Annotated in this window: 15 protein-coding genes and 1 riboswitch; of the genes, 6 read left to right on the top strand and 9 right to left on the bottom strand. The window is 71.0% G+C overall.

Going from position 1 to position 15925, the window contains the following annotated elements:
• The first annotated feature begins 21 nt into the window (after positions 1 to 21).
• The 4 genes from ACSQ11_RS09850 to ACSQ11_RS09835 all read left to right on the top strand — a co-directional run bounded on the left by ACSQ11_RS09850 (position 22) and on the right by ACSQ11_RS09835 (position 4440).
• On the top strand, positions 22 to 1119 hold the full coding sequence (locus ACSQ11_RS09850) for an alpha/beta fold hydrolase (protein ID WP_436004955.1): 1098 nt from the start codon (positions 22 to 24) through the stop codon (positions 1117 to 1119).
• Between the two features lie 149 nt (positions 1120 to 1268).
• The gene (locus ACSQ11_RS09845; protein ID WP_436004954.1) at positions 1269 to 2117 is read left to right on the top strand and encodes a class I SAM-dependent methyltransferase; all 849 of its coding nucleotides are present in this window, start codon (positions 1269 to 1271) and stop codon (positions 2115 to 2117) included.
• 167 nt (positions 2118 to 2284) lie between these two features.
• A complete protein-coding gene (locus tag ACSQ11_RS09840; RefSeq protein ID WP_436004953.1) occupies positions 2285 to 3226 on the top strand; it encodes a carbamate kinase in 942 nt (313 codons plus the stop codon).
• Positions 3227 to 3291: 65 nt separating this feature from the next.
• Positions 3292 to 4440, top strand: a complete 1149-nt coding sequence (locus ACSQ11_RS09835; protein ID WP_436004952.1) for a ring-opening amidohydrolase — start codon at positions 3292 to 3294, stop codon at positions 4438 to 4440.
• A gap of 89 nt (positions 4441 to 4529) precedes the next feature.
• Here ACSQ11_RS09835 and ACSQ11_RS09830 read toward each other — a convergent pair whose 3' ends face one another.
• The 8 genes from ACSQ11_RS09830 to sucC all read right to left on the bottom strand — a co-directional run bounded on the left by ACSQ11_RS09830 (position 4530) and on the right by sucC (position 11075).
• The gene (locus tag ACSQ11_RS09830; RefSeq protein ID WP_436004951.1) at positions 4530 to 4739 is read right to left on the bottom strand and encodes a hypothetical protein; all 210 of its coding nucleotides are present in this window, start codon (positions 4737 to 4739) and stop codon (positions 4530 to 4532) included.
• 16 nt (positions 4740 to 4755) lie between these two features.
• On the bottom strand, positions 4756 to 4926 hold the full coding sequence (locus tag ACSQ11_RS09825; RefSeq protein WP_436004950.1) for a hypothetical protein: 171 nt from the start codon (positions 4924 to 4926) through the stop codon (positions 4756 to 4758).
• Positions 4927 to 4936: 10 nt separating this feature from the next.
• Positions 4937 to 5110 (bottom strand): hypothetical protein, encoded by a 174-nt coding sequence (locus ACSQ11_RS09820; protein WP_436004949.1) that lies wholly within the window; start codon positions 5108 to 5110, stop codon positions 4937 to 4939.
• A gap of 88 nt (positions 5111 to 5198) precedes the next feature.
• On the bottom strand, positions 5199 to 6836 hold the full coding sequence (gene purH, locus ACSQ11_RS09815) for a bifunctional phosphoribosylaminoimidazolecarboxamide formyltransferase/IMP cyclohydrolase (RefSeq protein WP_436004948.1): 1638 nt from the start codon (positions 6834 to 6836) through the stop codon (positions 5199 to 5201).
• A gap of 44 nt (positions 6837 to 6880) precedes the next feature.
• A riboswitch (ZMP/ZTP riboswitch) is annotated at positions 6881 to 6960 on the bottom strand.
• Positions 6961 to 7560: a phosphoribosylglycinamide formyltransferase gene (purN, locus tag ACSQ11_RS09810; RefSeq protein WP_436004947.1), complete on the bottom strand. Its 600-nt coding sequence runs from the start codon at positions 7558 to 7560 to the stop codon at positions 6961 to 6963.
• A gap of 23 nt (positions 7561 to 7583) precedes the next feature.
• Positions 7584 to 8837 (bottom strand): cell division protein PerM, encoded by a 1254-nt coding sequence (locus ACSQ11_RS09805; RefSeq protein WP_436004946.1) that lies wholly within the window; start codon positions 8835 to 8837, stop codon positions 7584 to 7586.
• Positions 8838 to 8981: 144 nt separating this feature from the next.
• The gene (sucD, locus tag ACSQ11_RS09800) at positions 8982 to 9863 is read right to left on the bottom strand and encodes a succinate--CoA ligase subunit alpha (protein WP_436004945.1); all 882 of its coding nucleotides are present in this window, start codon (positions 9861 to 9863) and stop codon (positions 8982 to 8984) included.
• A gap of 39 nt (positions 9864 to 9902) precedes the next feature.
• Entirely contained in the window at positions 9903 to 11075 is a 1173-nt protein-coding gene (sucC, locus tag ACSQ11_RS09795) for an ADP-forming succinate--CoA ligase subunit beta (protein WP_436004944.1), read from the bottom strand.
• A 170-nt stretch (positions 11076 to 11245) separates the two neighbouring features.
• Here sucC and ACSQ11_RS09790 point away from each other — a divergent pair, with 170 nt between their 5' ends.
• Together ACSQ11_RS09790 and ACSQ11_RS09785 are read left to right on the top strand one after the other, a co-directional pair.
• Positions 11246 to 12244: an esterase/lipase family protein gene (locus tag ACSQ11_RS09790; protein ID WP_436004943.1), complete on the top strand. Its 999-nt coding sequence runs from the start codon at positions 11246 to 11248 to the stop codon at positions 12242 to 12244.
• A 159-nt stretch (positions 12245 to 12403) separates the two neighbouring features.
• Positions 12404 to 13189, top strand: a complete 786-nt coding sequence (locus ACSQ11_RS09785) for a M23 family metallopeptidase (RefSeq protein ID WP_436004942.1) — start codon at positions 12404 to 12406, stop codon at positions 13187 to 13189.
• 97 nt (positions 13190 to 13286) lie between these two features.
• Here the strand turns inward: ACSQ11_RS09785 and pcrA are convergent, their stop codons facing one another.
• Complete coding sequence (pcrA, locus tag ACSQ11_RS09780) at positions 13287 to 15764, bottom strand: DNA helicase PcrA (protein WP_436004941.1); 2478 nt, start codon at positions 15762 to 15764, stop codon at positions 13287 to 13289.
• Between the last annotated feature and the right edge of the window lie 161 nt (positions 15765 to 15925).

The raw sequence follows: 15925 nt of genomic DNA, 5'->3' as shown, positions 1-15925 counted from the left end.
GCCACCGTCCTACGATGAGGCGTGGTCGATGACGGACCCACGCCACGGCAAGAGATCCGCTTCTGTCGCTCCGCCGACGGGGTGCAGATCGCGTATGCCGTGCACGGACACGGTCCGCCGCTCCTCGTCGACTCCTGCTGGCTGAGCCACCTCCAGCACGACTGGGTCTCCCCCGTGTGGCGGCACTACCTCCACGAGTGGGGCCGCTACCGCACGGTCATCCGCTTCGACGAGCGCGGTCACGGCCTGTCCGACCGCGGGGTGCAGGACCACTCGCTCGAGCTGCGGCTCGCCGACCTCGAGGCGGTCGTCGAGGACGCCGGCCACGAGCGGTTCGACCTGCTCGCGATGGCGCAGGGCGGGCCGGTCGCGATCGCCTACGCCGCCGCGCATCCCGAGCGGGTGTCGCGGCTCGCCTTCTACGGCAGCTACTCGGGGCAGCAGGACAAAGATGCCACCGAGTCCGAGCTCAACGACACCCTCGACGCGCTCATCAAGGTCGGCTGGGCCCGCCCCGACTCCGGGTTCCGCCGGGTCTTCACCTCGCTCATGATCCCGAACGCCACCGAGGAGCAGCACACCTGGCTCGACGAGCTCCAGCGCGTGTCCACCGACGCGGACACCGCGCGCAGCTCGCGCAGGCAGCGGCTGTCCGCCGACTCCTCTCACCTCTTGGACTCCCTCGACGTCCCCACTCTCGTTATCCACTCGCGCGGTGACCGGATGAACGACTTCTCCGAGGCCCGCTACCTCGCGAGCCACATCGACGGTGCCCGCCTCGTCTGCCTCGAGAGCGACAACCACATCGTCCTCGAGGACGAGCCGGCATGGTCGGTGTTCCGGGCCGAGCTGCGGCGCTTCCTCAACGAACCCATCCGGGGCGACGGCGTCCCCGCGCCGGCGCCCTCCGACGGCGCCTCGCTCGAGGCGCTGTCCGCACGCGAGCGCGAGATCCTCTCCCTGGCCGCTCGTGGCCTCGACAACGAGGAGATCGCTGCCCAGCTCGTCCTCAGCACCCGAACCGTCGAACGCCACCTCAGCAACGTCTACGCCAAGCTCGACCTGCACGGGAAGTCCGCACGCACCGCAGCCGTCGCCCGCCTGCTCACTGCGACCTGACCCGGGAGAGCGCATCACGGCATACGCGTATGCCGTCAGCGCACGCCTCGCGAGCGCCTGGCGTCTGCGTGCACGTGCCGATGTGGTGACCCCGGGCCCGTTCCTACGTTGGGAAGCACCAGATCCGCGACCCAGCCCAGGAGCACCGCATGAGCACCAGCACCAGCACCAGCACGACCACCACCACCGACGACGCCGCCCTCAAGGCCACACACCGCGCGATGTGGGCGCTCGGCAACTACGCAGCCGTGGCGAGCGAGATCATCGCGCCGCTCGGACCCGTCCTCGTCGAGGCCGCGAGGATCGGCCCGGGGCAGCGGGTCCACGACGTCGCGGCCGGCTCCGGCAACGTCGCGATCCCTGCGGCCCGCACCGGCGCCGACGTCGTCGCCACCGACCTCACCCCCGAGCTGCTCGACCGCGGCCGGGAGGCCGCCGAGGCCGAGGGCCTCACGCTCACCTGGAAGGTCGCCGACGCCGAGGACCTTCCCTGCGACGACGGCGAGTTCGACACCGTCGTCTCGTGCGTCGGCGTGATGTTCGCGCCGCACCACCAGGCCGTCGCCGACCACCTCGTGCGCGTGGTCCGTCCCGGCGGCACGATCGGCCTGCTCAGCTGGACGCCCGAGGGGTTCATCGGCCAGATGTTCGCGACGATGAAGCCCTACGCTCCCCCGCCGCCTCCCGGTGCCCAGCCGCCTCCGCTGTGGGGTCATGTGGACCACGTGCGCGAGCTCTTCGGCGACCGCGCCACCATCGACAGCGCCGTCCAGCAGGACCTCGTCGTCGACCAGTTCGCGACGCCGCAGCACTTCGTCGACTTCTTCAAGGCGAACTACGGACCGACGATCGCGGTCTACCGCCACATCGCCGACGACCCCGAGCGCGTTGCCGCGCTCGACGCCGACCTGCGCGCGCTCGCCGAGCGGTTCGACCGCGGCACCGACCGCACGGTCCTCGACTGGGAGTACCTCCTGCTCACCGCCACCCGAACCTGACCCCCGCCCGCACCCTGACCACGCGGGGCGGCTCCAGCACCGTCACACCTGACAAACGGAGCCGCCTCGCCTGTCAGGTCATGCCAACGCTCGCACCCGGCCCCCTCCCTAGGCTCGCCGCAACGGCATACCGACGTGGTGTGCCTCCCCGAGCAGGAGGTGGGTCGGTGCGCGTACTCGTGGCACTCGGCGGCAACGCCATGACGTCGCCCGACGGGACGGCTCACCCGGCCGACCAGGTTCGCGCCATCACCGAGGCGATGCAGCACGTCGCCGAGCTCGTCGGGGCCGGCCACGAGGTCGTGCTCACCCACGGCAACGGACCCCAGGTGGGCAACCTGCTCGTCAAGAACGAGGTCGCCGCCCACGTCGTCCCGCCGGTGCCGCTCGACTGGTGCGGCGCGCAGACGCAGGGGACGATCGGCTTCACCATCCTCGACGCGCTCGAGCCCGCGCTCGCCCGTCGCGGTGTCGCCCGTCCGGTTGCGGCCCTCGTCACCCGCACCCGGGTCGCAGCCGACGACCCCCACTTCCAGTCGCCCACCAAGCCGATCGGTCGCTACCTGCCGGCCGACCAGGCCCAGCAGATGATCGACCACGGTCAGCAGTGGGAGGACCGCGGCGACAAGGGCTGGCGGCGAGTCGTCGCCTCGCCGGAACCCCGCGAGATCCTCGACCTCGGCGCCATCCGCGCCCTCGTCGAGTCGGGCCACGTCGTCGTCGCCGCCGGCGGCGGCGGCATCCCGGTCGTCCGCGAGGAGGACGGCAGCCTGCGCGGCGTCGAGGCGGTCATCGACAAGGACCTCACCGCGGCACTGCTCGCGCAGGAGCTCGGCTGCGACATCCTCATCATCGCCACCGACGTCGACCACGCGATGGTCGACTACGGCACCCCGGACGAGCGACCGCTGGGCCTCACCTCGCTCGCGCAGATGCAGGCGTATGCCGCCGACGGCCAGTTCGCGTCGGGGTCGATGGGTCCCAAGGTCGACGCGGCACTGCGCTTCGCCGAGAGTGGGGGGCGCAGCATCATCACGTCCCTCGAGCACATCACCGATGCGGTCGAGAGCGAGTTCGGCACCGTCATCGACACCACCCCCGAAGACTGAACCACCCGAGTTTCCCACCCAGTTCCACTGTCCCGCAGCGGTTCCGCATCCAGAAAGGTCACGTCGTGCCAGAAGCCATCGAGGTCCGCAAGGTACCGATCCACAGCGTCTCCGACGCCTCCGAGCTCGCGAAGCTCATCGACGACGGCGTGATGGAGGCGAGCCGCGTCATCGCCATCATCGGCAAGACCGAGGGCAACGGCGGCGTCAACGACTACACCCGGATCATCGCCGACCGCGCCTTCCGCGAGGTGCTCGTCGAGAAGGGCGCCCCGGCCGACCAGGTCAAGCAGGTCCCGATCGTCTGGTCCGGCGGCACCGACGGCATCATCAGCCCCCACGCGACGATCTTCGCCACCGTGCCCGAGGACAAGGCCGAGAAGACCGACGACCTGCGGCTCACCGTCGGCTTCGCCATGAGCGAGGCCATCAAGCCCGAGGAGATCGGCTACACCGGGATGATCTCCAAGGTCGCCGACGCCGTGAAGGTCGCCATGGAGCGCGCCGGCATCACCGACCCCAAGGACGTGCACTACGTCCAGACCAAGACCCCGCTGCTGACGATCCACACGATCCGTGACGCCGAGTCGCGCGGCCAGAAGGTGTGGACGCACCACACCCACGAGTCGATGGACCTCTCCAACGGCACGACCGGCCTCGGCATCGCCGTCGCCCTCGGCGAGATCGAGATGCCCACCGACGCCGACGTCATGGAGAACCGCTCGCTCTTCTCGTCGGTGGCGTCGTGCTCCTCCGGCGTCGAGCTCGACCAGGCGCAGGTCGTCGTCGTGGGCAACGCCCGCGGTGTCGGTGGCCGCTACCGCATCGGTCACTCGGTCATGCGTGACGCCCTCGACGCCGACGGCATCTGGGAGGCCATCAAGGACGCCGGCCTCGAGCTGCCCGAGCGCGCCCACACGAGCGACCTCAAGGGCCGTCTCGTCAACGTGTTCCTCAAGTGCGAGGTCAGCCAGGACGGCCAGGTCCGGGGTCGCCGCAACGCCATGCTCGACGACTCTGACGTGCACTGGCACCGTCAGATCAAGTCCGCCGTCGGTGGCGTCACCGCCTCGGTGACCGGCGACCCGGCCGTGTTCGTGTCGGTGTCAGCGGCCCACCAGGGCCCCGACGGCGGTGGCCCCGTGGCCGCGATCGTCGACCTCGGCGAGGGCGAGCCCACCGGCTACGCCGCTCCGGGAGCGCCGACCGTCTGACGCTCGGCACGTGCTGCTCCCCGTGAGGGGACGCGATGAGGGTCCGGAGGCGGTATCGCCTCCGGACCCTCATCGCGTGTCTCGTGGTGTCAGGTCCCGCCGTCGCCGAAGCCACCGCCGAACCCACCGACGCCCCCGCCGCCGTAGGCGCGTGTGTCGTTGCGGGCGTCCATCTCGTGCCGCCGGGTCATGAGGTCCCCGCCGAACTCCGAGCCGCCCGTGTGACGGCGGTCGTAGAACCACGCGCCGACGAAGACGAGGGCCAGCACCACCGCGATCGTTCCCCAGAGCCAGAGCATCGAACCCTTCCCTTCCTCAGAACCCCGAGCTGCCCCCGTTGTTGAACCGACTCACGTCACCGTCGCCCTGCGCCTGGTTGAGCCGCCCCGCGTCACGGTGGGACAGGTCCATCCCGAACCTCCGGTCGTAGACCCAGGCCCCGACGAGCACGGCGAGCAGCACGACGCCTGCGAGGGTCCAGAACATGTCCCTCTCCTCACTCCCTGACCGCACCACTCCCCGACCCACCGGGCTCGACGACCTCCTGCGAGGCGAGCCGGCGCAGCATCCTGCGGTCGCCCACGATCTCGACGACGAGCACGACGAATGCCACGGCGATGAGCGTGAGGAGCAGAGCGAGAACACCTTGGACGACGAGGTCCACCGACATGGCAGCTTCCCCTCTCCCGACGGGAGATCCTGCGACTGACACGACCAATATCCAGCGGCCGCGCCCGGCTGGCAAGCCCTCCTCGGGGTCAGTGCGCGAAGTGGCGCGTCCCGGTGAAGTACATCGTCACGCCGGCAGCCGTCGCAGCCTCGATCACCTCGGGGTCGCGCATCGAGCCACCCGGCGCGACGACCGCGCGGACACCGGCGTCGAGGAGCACCTGCAGCCCGTCGGCGAACGGGAAGAACGCGTCCGACGCCGCCACCGCGCCCCGGGCCCGCTCGACCTCGCCCGAGTTCGCCCGCGACACCGCGAGGTGGCAGGAGTCCACCCGGTTGACCTGGCCCATCCCGATGCCGACGGAGGCTCCGTCGGAGGCGAGGAGGATCGCGTTGGACTTCACCGCGCGCACCGAGCGCCACGCGAACTGCAGGTCGGCCAGTGTCGCGTCGTCGGCCGCCTCACCGGAGACGAGCCGCCAGTTCGCCGCGTCGTCGCCACCGACGACCGCACCCGACTCGTCGGTGACGACCGCGTCCACGGTGTCGCGGTGCTGCATGAGCAGACCGCCGGAGATCGGCCGGATCTCGGCTTCCCCGCGCGCGGGCGCCGCCGCCTCGAGGAGGCGGATGTTCTTCTTCGCCGTGAGCACTTCGAGCGCGTCGTCGTCGAACCCGGGCGCAACGACGACCTCGGTGAAGATGTCGGCGACGGTGCGGGCCATCTCGACGGTCACGGTGCGGTTGGTCGCGATGATCCCGCCGAACGCCGAGACCGGGTCGCACGCGTGCGCCCGTCGGTGGGCGTCGGCGACATCGGCGCCGACCGCGATCCCGCACGGATTGGCGTGCTTGATGATCGCGACCGTGGGCTGGTCGCCGTGGTCGTACGCGGCACGCACGGCGGCGTCGGCATCGACGTAGTTGTTGTAGGACATCTCCTTGCCGTGGAGCTGCTTCGCCTGCGCCAGACCCGGCTCGGGCGCGAAGCCGTGGGCATAGAGCGCAGCGCTCTGGTGCGGGTTCTCGCCGTAGCGCAGCACCGCCGACTTCGTCCACGTCGCGCCGGCCCACTGCGGGAAGCCGGAACCCTCGCTGGTGTCGGTGTAGGCGTTGCCCATCCACGACGCCACGTGCACGTCGTAGGTCGCCGTGTGCACGAACGCCTTCGCGGCAAGCGCCTTGCGCTGCTCGAAGGTGAACCCGCCTCCGTGCACGGCCTCCAGGACCTCGTCGTATGCCGTCGGGTCGACGACCACGGCCACGCTCGGGTGGTTCTTGGCCGCGGCACGGACCATGGTCGGGCCGCCGATGTCGATGTTCTCGACGACGTCGTCGGCGCCGGCGCCCGAGGCCACGGTGTCGGCGAACGGATAGAGGTTGACGACGACGAGGTCGAAGGGCTCGACACCGAGCTCACCGAGCTGCTCGACGTGGTCGGGCTTGCGGGTGTCGGCGAGGATGCCGGCGTGCACGAGCGGGTGCAGGGTCTTGACCCTCCCCTCGAGACACTCGGGGAAGCCGGTGAGGTCGGCGACCTCGGTCACCGGGATGCCGAGCCCCTCGATGAGGGCGGCCGAGCCACCCGTGGACACGATCGCGACGCCGGCCCCGTGCAGCCCACGGGCGAGGTCCTCGAGCCCGGTCTTGTCGAAGACGCTGACGAGCGCCCGGCGGACGGGGCGGAGGTCCTGGGTCGGACCGGGCGTGCTGACGGAAACGGCCATGGTGGTGGCTCCAATCGCGGCGTTGGGGGTGCGGTCGTGCTCAGCGGGTGCACCCAGGCGGGCGATGCGGTCCCATGTGTGACTCCCCGGTGGTGGTCCACCTGCGCCAGTCGTCCCCCCGATCCTAACGGCCCGGCGCGGCGTCCCGGTCCCGGCCCATCCGGCCGACGAGCTCGACGAGCAGCTCGCGCTCGTGCACCTTGATCCGCTCGTGCAGCGTCTCCTCGGTGTCGTCGTCGAGGACCTCGACGGCTCGCTGGGCGAGGATCGGGCCGGTGTCGACGCCGGCGTCCACGAGGTGCGCCGTCGTCCCCGTGACCTTGACCCCGTGCGCGAGCGCGTCCCGCACGGCGTGCGCGCCGGGGAAGCTCGGCAGCAGCGCGGGGTGGGTGTTGAGGATCGTCCGGTCACCCAACGTCGCCGGCCCGAGGATCTTCATGAAGCCAGCCGTGACGACGAAGTCCGGTGCGCGAGAGGCGATCTCGGCAGCCAGCGCCTCGTCCCACGCACCCCGGTCGTCGTAGTCGCGCACCCGGCACACGAACGTCTCGATCCCCGCTCGCTCCGCCCGGCGCAGCCCCTCGATGTCGTCGCGGTCCGCTCCCACGGCAAGGATCCGAACCCCGTATGCCGGGTCGAGACTCGCGTCGAGGAGTGCCTGGAGCAACGTGCCCGAGCCCGAGACGAGGACGACGATGCCGGCGGGTTCAGTCACGTCGAGCACCCTATCGACTGGCGCGTGCGTGCTCAGCGGCGCAGGCGCCAGGCGTCCCACGCCACGACGCCGAGGGCACCGAGGAGGAGCTCGCCGCCGACGGCGAGCGACGTCCCCAGGGCGTGCGCCCCGATGTCGGAGAGCCGGTAGGCGCCGAGCGAGCCACCCCCGATCCCGTCGAGCAGTCCGACGGCCGCCGCGACGAGCACGCACGCGAACGCCGCCACCGACGCCTTGGTGCGCAGCGACGACAGCCGGGCCACCGCGGCGAGGGAGCGCCGTCCGATGTAGGCGCCGACGAGCACGGGGACGACGACGAGCAGCCGCGTGAACCACGGCCACGGCCCCGGCTCGGGCATGGCGCCGAGCACGGGCACGAGCGGCATGAGCCCGCTCGCCGAGCCGGCGAGCGAGGTGTGGGCACCGTCGACGACCGAGAAGCCCGGCCCCGCGAGCAGGGCGACGACCCAGAGGGCCAGGTTGGGCAGGGCGGCGGCCTGGGCGGCCACGAGGAGGAGGCTCCCGAGGAAGCCCGCGCCCACCTCCGCCTGCAGGCCGGAGACGGCGTCCCAGCGCACGACCACCGCACCGAGGACGGTCGCCGTGGCGAGACCGAGCAGCAGGGCGAGGCCCCGCGCCGCAGCTCCGCCGGCACGCCGGGCCGTCTCCGGCGGGACGAGGACGTCGAAGCGGGGACCGAGCACGTCCGCCTCGCGCGACAGCCGCCGGACGGCGAGCACGAGCGCGACCAGCGGGACGACGACGACCGGGACGGGCAGGCTGAGCCAGCGCAGCGGCAGCGACCCCACGAGGGTGAGGGCGGACGCGAGGCCGAGGGCGACGGCATACCCGAGCCACCAGCGAGCAGCGGTGGCCGTCACCGAGCGGGGCAGCAGCTCGGCGAAGAACTCGTCATCGGCATCGGCGGTCTCGAGGGCCCGACCGGCGCCGCGGGAGGCCAGCCAGACCGCGAGCGCCCCGAGCGCGAGCGGCACGAAGGCCACGCGGGTCGCGTCTGCCCCGAGGTGCGCTCCCTGGACGAGCAGCCACAGCGACGAGCCGGCACCGAGCGGCTCGGCCAGCGAGCCGCCGGGGCGCGGGTCGAGCAGCCAGCCGAGCAGGGTGGGGACGACGACGACGAGGAGCGAGAGGACGCCGGTCGCGACGCCCACGAGGACGTCGCGCACCGGCAGGGGCAGCCACGAGGGGGCCTGCGACGGGGCGCCGCCCGCGTCGTCCGCGTCGGCGGAGGGGCGCACACCACGAAGCATCTCCAGAACGGTCATCGTGGCCCAGTCTCCCCCGAGCACCCATCCGGATCCCGGCGCACACGCCGAGGCGAGCAGACCCGGGAACGCGAGCGGGCGGCATACCGAAAGACTTCTCGGTATGCCGCCCGCTCGCGAACGCTCTGGTCAGAGACCCGCAGCTCAGAGACTCTTCATGATCTCGCGCATGAGGTCGGCCGTCTCGGACGGCGTCTTGCCGACCTTGACGCCGGCGGCCTCGAGGGCCTCCTTCTTGGCCTGCGCGGTGCCCGACGAGCCGGAGACGATGGCGCCGGCGTGGCCCATGGTCTTGCCCTCGGGCGCGGTGAACCCGGCGACGTAGCCGACGACCGGCTTCGTGACGTGCTCCTTGATGTAGGCCGCGGCGCGCTCCTCGGCGTCGCCACCGATCTCGCCGATCATGACGATCGCCTTGGTCTCGGGGTCGGCCTCGAACGCCTCGAGGGCGTCGATGTGCGTCGTGCCGATGACCGGGTCGCCGCCGATGCCGATGGCGGTCGTGAAGCCGTAGTCACGCAGCTCGTACATCATCTGGTAGGTCAGGGTGCCCGACTTCGAGACGAGGCCGATGGGGCCCTTGCCCGCGATCGTGTGCGGCGTGATGCCGGCGAGCGACTCCTCCGGCGTGATGATGCCGGGGCAGTTCGGACCGATGATCCGGGTCTTCTTGCCGATCGAGTAGTTGAAGAACTCGGCGGTGTCCTTGACCGGGATGCCCTCGGTGATGACGACGAGGAGCGGGATCTCGGCGTCGATGGCCTCGATCGCGGCGTCCTTGGCGAACTGCGGCGGCACGAAGGCGACCGAGACGTTGGCGCCCGTGGCCTCCATGGCCTCCTTGACCGAGCCGAAGACGGGCAGCTCCTTGCCGCCGATCTCGGCGGTGGTGCCGGCCTTGCGGGCGTTGACGCCACCGACGATGTTGGAGCCGGCGTCGAGCATGAGGGCGGTGTGCTTGGAGCCCATGCCGCCGGTCATGCCCTGCACGATGATCTTGCTGTCAGCGTTGAGGTAGATAGACATGTGTGTGCGCTTCCTAGGGGTTCGTCAGCCGTCGGGCGGTCAGTTGGCAGCCAGCTCGGCGGCCTTGGCCGCGGCGCCGTCCATCGTGTCGACCTGGGTCACGAGCGGGTGGTCCAGCTCGTTGAGGATGGCCCGGCCCTGGTCGACGTTGTTGCCGTCGAGGCGGACGACGAGGGGCTTGGTGGCGTGGTCGCCGAGGATCTCGAGCGCACCCTTGATGCCGTTGGCGACCTCGTCGCAGGCGGTGATGCCACCGAAGACGTTGACGAAGACGGAGCGGACCTGCTCGTCGCCGAGGATGACGTCGAGGCCGTCGGCCATGACCTGCGCGTTGGCGCCGCCACCGATGTCGAGGAAGTTCGCGGGCTTCACGCCGTGCGCCTCACCGGCGTAGGCGACGACGTCGAGCGTGCTCATGACGAGCCCCGCGCCGTTGCCGATGATGCCGACCTGGCCGTCGAGCTTGACGTAGTTGAGGCCCTTGGCCTTGGCCTTGGCCTCGAGCGGGTCGGCCGCGGCCTTGTCCTCGAGCGCCGCGTGGTCCTCGTGACGGAACTCCGCGTTCTCGTCGAGGGTGACCTTGCCGTCGAGGGCGACGATGTCGCCGTCGTTGGTGCGCACGAGCGGGTTGACCTCGACGAGCGTCGCGTCCTCGTCGCGGTAGACGACCCACAGCTTCTCGAGGACGGGCACGATCTTGGCGCCGGTCTCGGCGTCGAAGCCGGCCGCATCGACGATCTCCTGCGCCTTGGCGGTGTCGATGCCGACGTTGGGGTCGACGGCGATGCGGGCGAGGGCCTCGGGACGCTCGACGGCGAGCTGCTCGATCTCCATGCCGCCCTCCTTGCTGCACATCGCAAGGTAGGTGCGGTTGGTCCGGTCGAGCAGGACGGAGAAGTAGTACTCCTCGTCGATCTGCGCGCCCTGGGCGATCATCACCTGGTGGACCGTGTGGCCCTTGATGTCCATGCCGAGGATCTCGCCGGCCAGCTGCTCGGCCTCGTCAGCCGACTTGGCGACCTTGACGCCACCGGCCTTGCCGCGCCCGCCGGTCTTGACCTGCGCCTTGACGACGGTGACCCCGCCACTCTTGGGGCCGATGGCCTCGGCGGCTGCTCGAGCCTCCGCCGCGGTGGTGGCCACCGCGCCTGCCAGCACGGGTACACCGTGCTTCTCGAACACATCTCGTGCCTGGTACTCGAAAAGGTCCACGGATTCGTTCCCGTCCTCACGTGTCATTGGGTGACCACTGGTTTGTCCGGGACGAGACTAGCGCCGCGACGACGGGGTCCTCGTCCGCGGGTCTCGATCCGGACACGTCGCGAAGCGTGATCCTCACGACAACCACAGGGCCGCCGATGGCGCTATACGGTGAGGAAACCATGGATGCCTCGATGTGGATGCACCCCGCGGAGCCGCGGACGACTGTGATGGGCCGTGCCCGTCGCGCCCTGGGCAGCGCCTCGTCGGCGGCCCGCGGACTGGGGCCGCTGCTCACCCCACGGGCCATGGTCGGGATGGCGATCGAGGGTGCGTGGATGACGACGCACCTCGCGACGTACCCGCTCGGGATCTTCCAGGAGCGTGCCGACGGCCGCCATCCCTACCGGATCGAGCACCTCGCGCCCGTGCAGCGCGGACTCCTCATCTCCAACGTCGAGGCCGCGGGGACGCCGATCCTGCTCGTCCACGGCCTCATCGACAACCGGTCGATCTTCACGCTCCTCCGGCGCGGCCTGACCCGCCGCGGCTTCGGCTCGATCTACGCGATGAACTACTCGCCCTTCACCGCCGACGTGCGCACCGCCGCCGCCCAGCTGGGCGAGGAGATCGAGGCGATCGTCGCCGAGACCGGCTACGAGAAGATCCACATCGTCGGACACAGCCTCGGCGGCCTCATCGCCCGCTACTACGTGACCCGCCTCGGCGGCGACGAGCGCGTGCACACGCTCGTCACGCTCGGCACGCCCCACCAGGGCACGTACGCCGCCTACGCCGCACCCACCCGGCTCATCGGCCAAATGCGCCCCGGCAGCGGCCTCATCCGCGAGCTCGACGAGCCGGCGCCGCAGTGCACGACGCGCTTCATCTGCTACTGGTCCGACAGCGACCTCGTCATCGTCCCGCAGGGCAGCGGCGCGCTGCGCCACCCGGACCTCTCCGTGCGCAACATCCGCCTGCACGGCGTCGGGCACATCTCGCTGGCGATCGTCGGCGACGTTGTCCACGGCATCTCGACGGCGCTGGCGGAGCTCGACCCCGAGGGTGCGACCGTGACCCCGGGCGTCACCCCGCTCGCTCCCCGCGGTCGGTCCACCGAGGGCTCGCGGTCCGCGACACGTAGCGGGAGCGGACGGCATACGGCGTCTTCGGGGAAGTGACGCGCGTCACACCGTGACGTGAACATCGAGGTGGGACGCGGGAAACGCGTCGTCCGCGCCGTTTCCTCGCTCCCCGATTTCCACACCCGGCTTTGGATAACGGTCAGGTCACGGTACGGTTGACGCTCCCGTGTCCCCTGCACGTGAGGTATCCCTGCCTTGAGTCACCCCTACGAGGGGCGTCACCGTGGCCGGCATCGCAAACCTGCGACGAGTCGAGTCCCGCGCGCCCTGCACCCCGGTTTCGTCCTGCCCAGTGCCGCTGCCGCGGCGCTGGTCGTCACGGCCACCGGCGCATCCGTCGCCGAGTCGGCCCCGCTGACGCTGGACCTGACCGCTGCACAGGCGCAGACGGCCCGTGAGCAGGCCGCCACGGAGGTCGCCGAGCAGGCCGACCTCTCGACGCGTCGCCAGCAGATCGCGATCCAGACCGCCGCCATCCAGGGCCGCGCGACGGAGAAGAAGCGCGTCGCCCGCAACAACGCCCGCGTCGCCGCGGCCGCGAAGGCCAAGGCCGCCGCGCTCGCCGCCGCCGAGGCGAAGATGGAGCGAGAGGGCAAGCGCTGGGTCAGCCCCATCGAGGGTGCCCAGTTCACGTCCGGCTACGGCATGCGCTGGGGACGTATGCACTGGGGCAACGACTTCGGCACCGCCACGGGGACCCCGCTGCGCGCGATGTCGCGCGGGGAGGTCGTCTTCGTCGGTCGCCACGGCAACATGGGCAACCTCGTCCGCATCAAGTACTGGGACGGCACCGAGTCCTACTACGCCCACATGGACAGCTTCTCCTCGCACGTCGGCGAGAAGGTCATGCCCGGTGACATCGTCGGTCGCAGCGGCAACACCGGTCGCTCCACCGGCCCGCACCTGCACCTCGAGATCCACCCCGACGGCGGCGGCCCGGTCAACCCCGGCCCGTGGCTGCGGGACAAGGGCCTGCAGTGAGCTGAGGCTCCAGCAGGACGCGCCAGAAGGGCGGCACCCACCCCGGGTGCCGCCCTTCGGCGTTCCTGCTCGCGTATGCCGCCGCGGGGCCGGCTCGTCAGAGCTTCTCGAGCGGGGCGAAGCGCAGGAGGAAGCGCTTGACCCCGGTGTCGCCACCGAAGTCGACCTCTGCCTGGGTCTTGTCACCCTCGCCCATCGTGCGCACCACCGAACCCAGGCCGAAGGCGTCGTGGGTGACCTTGTCGCCGGCGGCGAGCGGGATGATCGGCCGGTTGCCCGGTGACCGCACGCCCGGGCGTGCGGCGAGCGAGGCGACGGCCGGCCGCTGGCCGCGGTGACCGATGGCGGCGGCGCCGCTGAGCTCGCGCTCCCAGCTGAGCAGGTCGGCCGGGATCTCGTCGAGGAACCGGCTCGGCGGGTTGTACTGCGGCGCACCCCACGCCGATCGCACCGCCGCACGCGACAGGTGGAGCCGCTCGCGGGCGCGGGTGATGCCGACGTAGGCGAGCCGCCGCTCCTCCTCGAGCTCCTTGGGGTCGCCGAGCGAACGCAGGTGCGGGAAGGTGCCGTCCTCCATGCCGGTGAGGAAGACGACGGGGAACTCCAGGCCCTTGGCCGTGTGCAGCGTCATGAGCGTGACGACACCCTGCTCCTCGGCCTCGGCGGAGTCGGGGATCTCGTCGGCGTCGGCGACGAGCGACACGCGCTCGAGGAAGTCCTCGAGGCTGTTGACCTCACCCGTCTCGGCCCGGGCCTCGTCGAACTCGCGGGCGACGGCGACGAGCTCGGCGAGGTTCTCGATCCGGGTCTCGTCCTGCGGGTCGTGGCTGGCCCGCAGCTCGGCGAGGTAGCCGGACTTCTCGACGATGGCCTCGAGGAGGTCGGACACCCCGGCCTCGTCGTCGTCGCGGACCGTGCCGAGGTCCTCGAGGAGCGCGGTGAACGCCTTGATCGAGGTCACCGAGCGGGTCGCGATGCCGGGGGCGTCCTCGGGGCGGCCGAGGGCCTCGACGAAGGAGATGCGCTCGCGCTCGGCGAGGGCGGCGACGACAGCCTCGGCGCGGTCGCCGATGCCGCGCTTGGGCACGTTGAGGATGCGACGCAGGTTGACCGTGTCGGCGGGGTTGGAGAGCACGCGCAGGTAGGCGAGCGCGTCCTTGACCTCGCGTCGCTCGTAGAACCGGGTGCCGCCCACGACCTTGTAGGGCAGTCCGACCCGGACGAAGACCTCCTCGAGGGCACGCGACTGCGCGTTGGTGCGGTAGAAGACGGCGACGTCGCCGGGCTTGGTCCCGTGCTCGTCACCGAGCTTGTCGATGCTGCGCGCGACGAACGACGCCTCGTCGTGCTCGTTGTCGCCGACGTAGCCGATGATCTGGGCGCCCGCGCCGGAGTCGGTCCAGAGGTTCTTCTTGCGGCGCGACTCGTTGCGCGAGATGACGGCGTTGGCGGCGGTGAGGATCGTCTGGGTCGAGCGGTAGTTGCGCTCGAGCAGGATCGTGCGCGCGTCGGGGTAGTCCTCCTCGAACTCGACGATGTTGCGGATCGTCGCGCCGCGGAAGGCGTAGATCGACTGGTCGGCATCACCGACGACGACGAGCTCGCTGGGCTCGACGGAGTGCTCGGACCTCTTGCCCTCGTGACCGACGAGCTCGCGGATGAGCTGGTACTGCGCGTGGTTGGTGTCCTGGTACTCGTCGACCATGACGTGCCGGAACCGCCGCCGGTAGTGCTCCGCGACGTCGGGGAACGCCTGGAACATGTGGACCGTGAGCATGATGATGTCGTCGAAGTCGAGCGCGTTCGCCTGCCGCAGACGACGTTGGTATGCCGTGTAGGCCTCAGCGAGGAGCCGCTCGGTGTGGGTGCCACCCGGGTTCTCGGCGCTGGGCTCCCCGCCCACGCGGGCGGCATACGTCTCCTCGTCGACGAGCTCGTTCTTGAGGTTGGAGACCTGGTGGCTGAAGGTGCGGGGGTTGTAGCGCTTGGGGTCGAGGTCCATGTCGCGGATGACCATCGACATGAGGCGCTGGCTGTCGGCGGCGTCGTAGATCGAGAAGGTCGACTTCATGCCGACCTTGTCGGCCTCGCGGCGCAGGATGCGCACGCAGGCGCTGTGGAACGTCATGACCCACATCGCCTTGGCGCGCGGGCCGACGAGGTCGGCGACCCGCTCGCGCATCTCGGCCGCGGCCTTGTTGGTGAAGGTGATCGCGAGGACCTGGCCCGGCTGGACGCCGCGGGCGGCGAGCAGGTGGGCGATGCGGTGGGTGAGCACGCGGGTCTTGCCCGAGCCGGCGCCGGCGATGATGAGCAGCGGGCTTCCGGCGTGCAGGACCGCCTCGCGCTGCTCCTCGTTGAGGCCCTCGAGCAGCTCGTCGGGGTCCGTGGTGCGACCGCCCCAGGCGGGCGCGGCGGCGGGCGCCTCGCCGGACTCGTCCGAGACCGCCCACGACGGGACGCCTGCCTCGTTGACGAGCGCGGCGTGCGCGCTGTCGTGCGTGGCGGGGTCGGTCTGCGGGGCCTTGGCGGAGTCGGGCGAACCGAAGTCCATGCCGTCGAAAAGGGTGCTCATCTCGGGTCCAACCCTACGTCGTGGCGCCCACACCGCAGACCCGTCCCGGGGCCGGACTCACCGCGCGGCGGGCGCCCGGGTGGGCGGCCGGCATACGGACGATTGGGGAAGCGACGGCCGCCCGGTTAGGCTGTGAGCGCGAAAGGGAGTAGTCCCCAACA

This window comes from Knoellia sp. LjRoot47 (genome assembly GCF_964253435.1).
In the GTDB taxonomy this organism is placed as follows: Bacteria; Actinomycetota; Actinomycetes; order Actinomycetales; family Dermatophilaceae; genus Knoellia.
The sequence above is the reverse complement of the archived record's forward strand: the minus strand, read 5'-3'. Positions and strand labels throughout refer to the sequence as shown.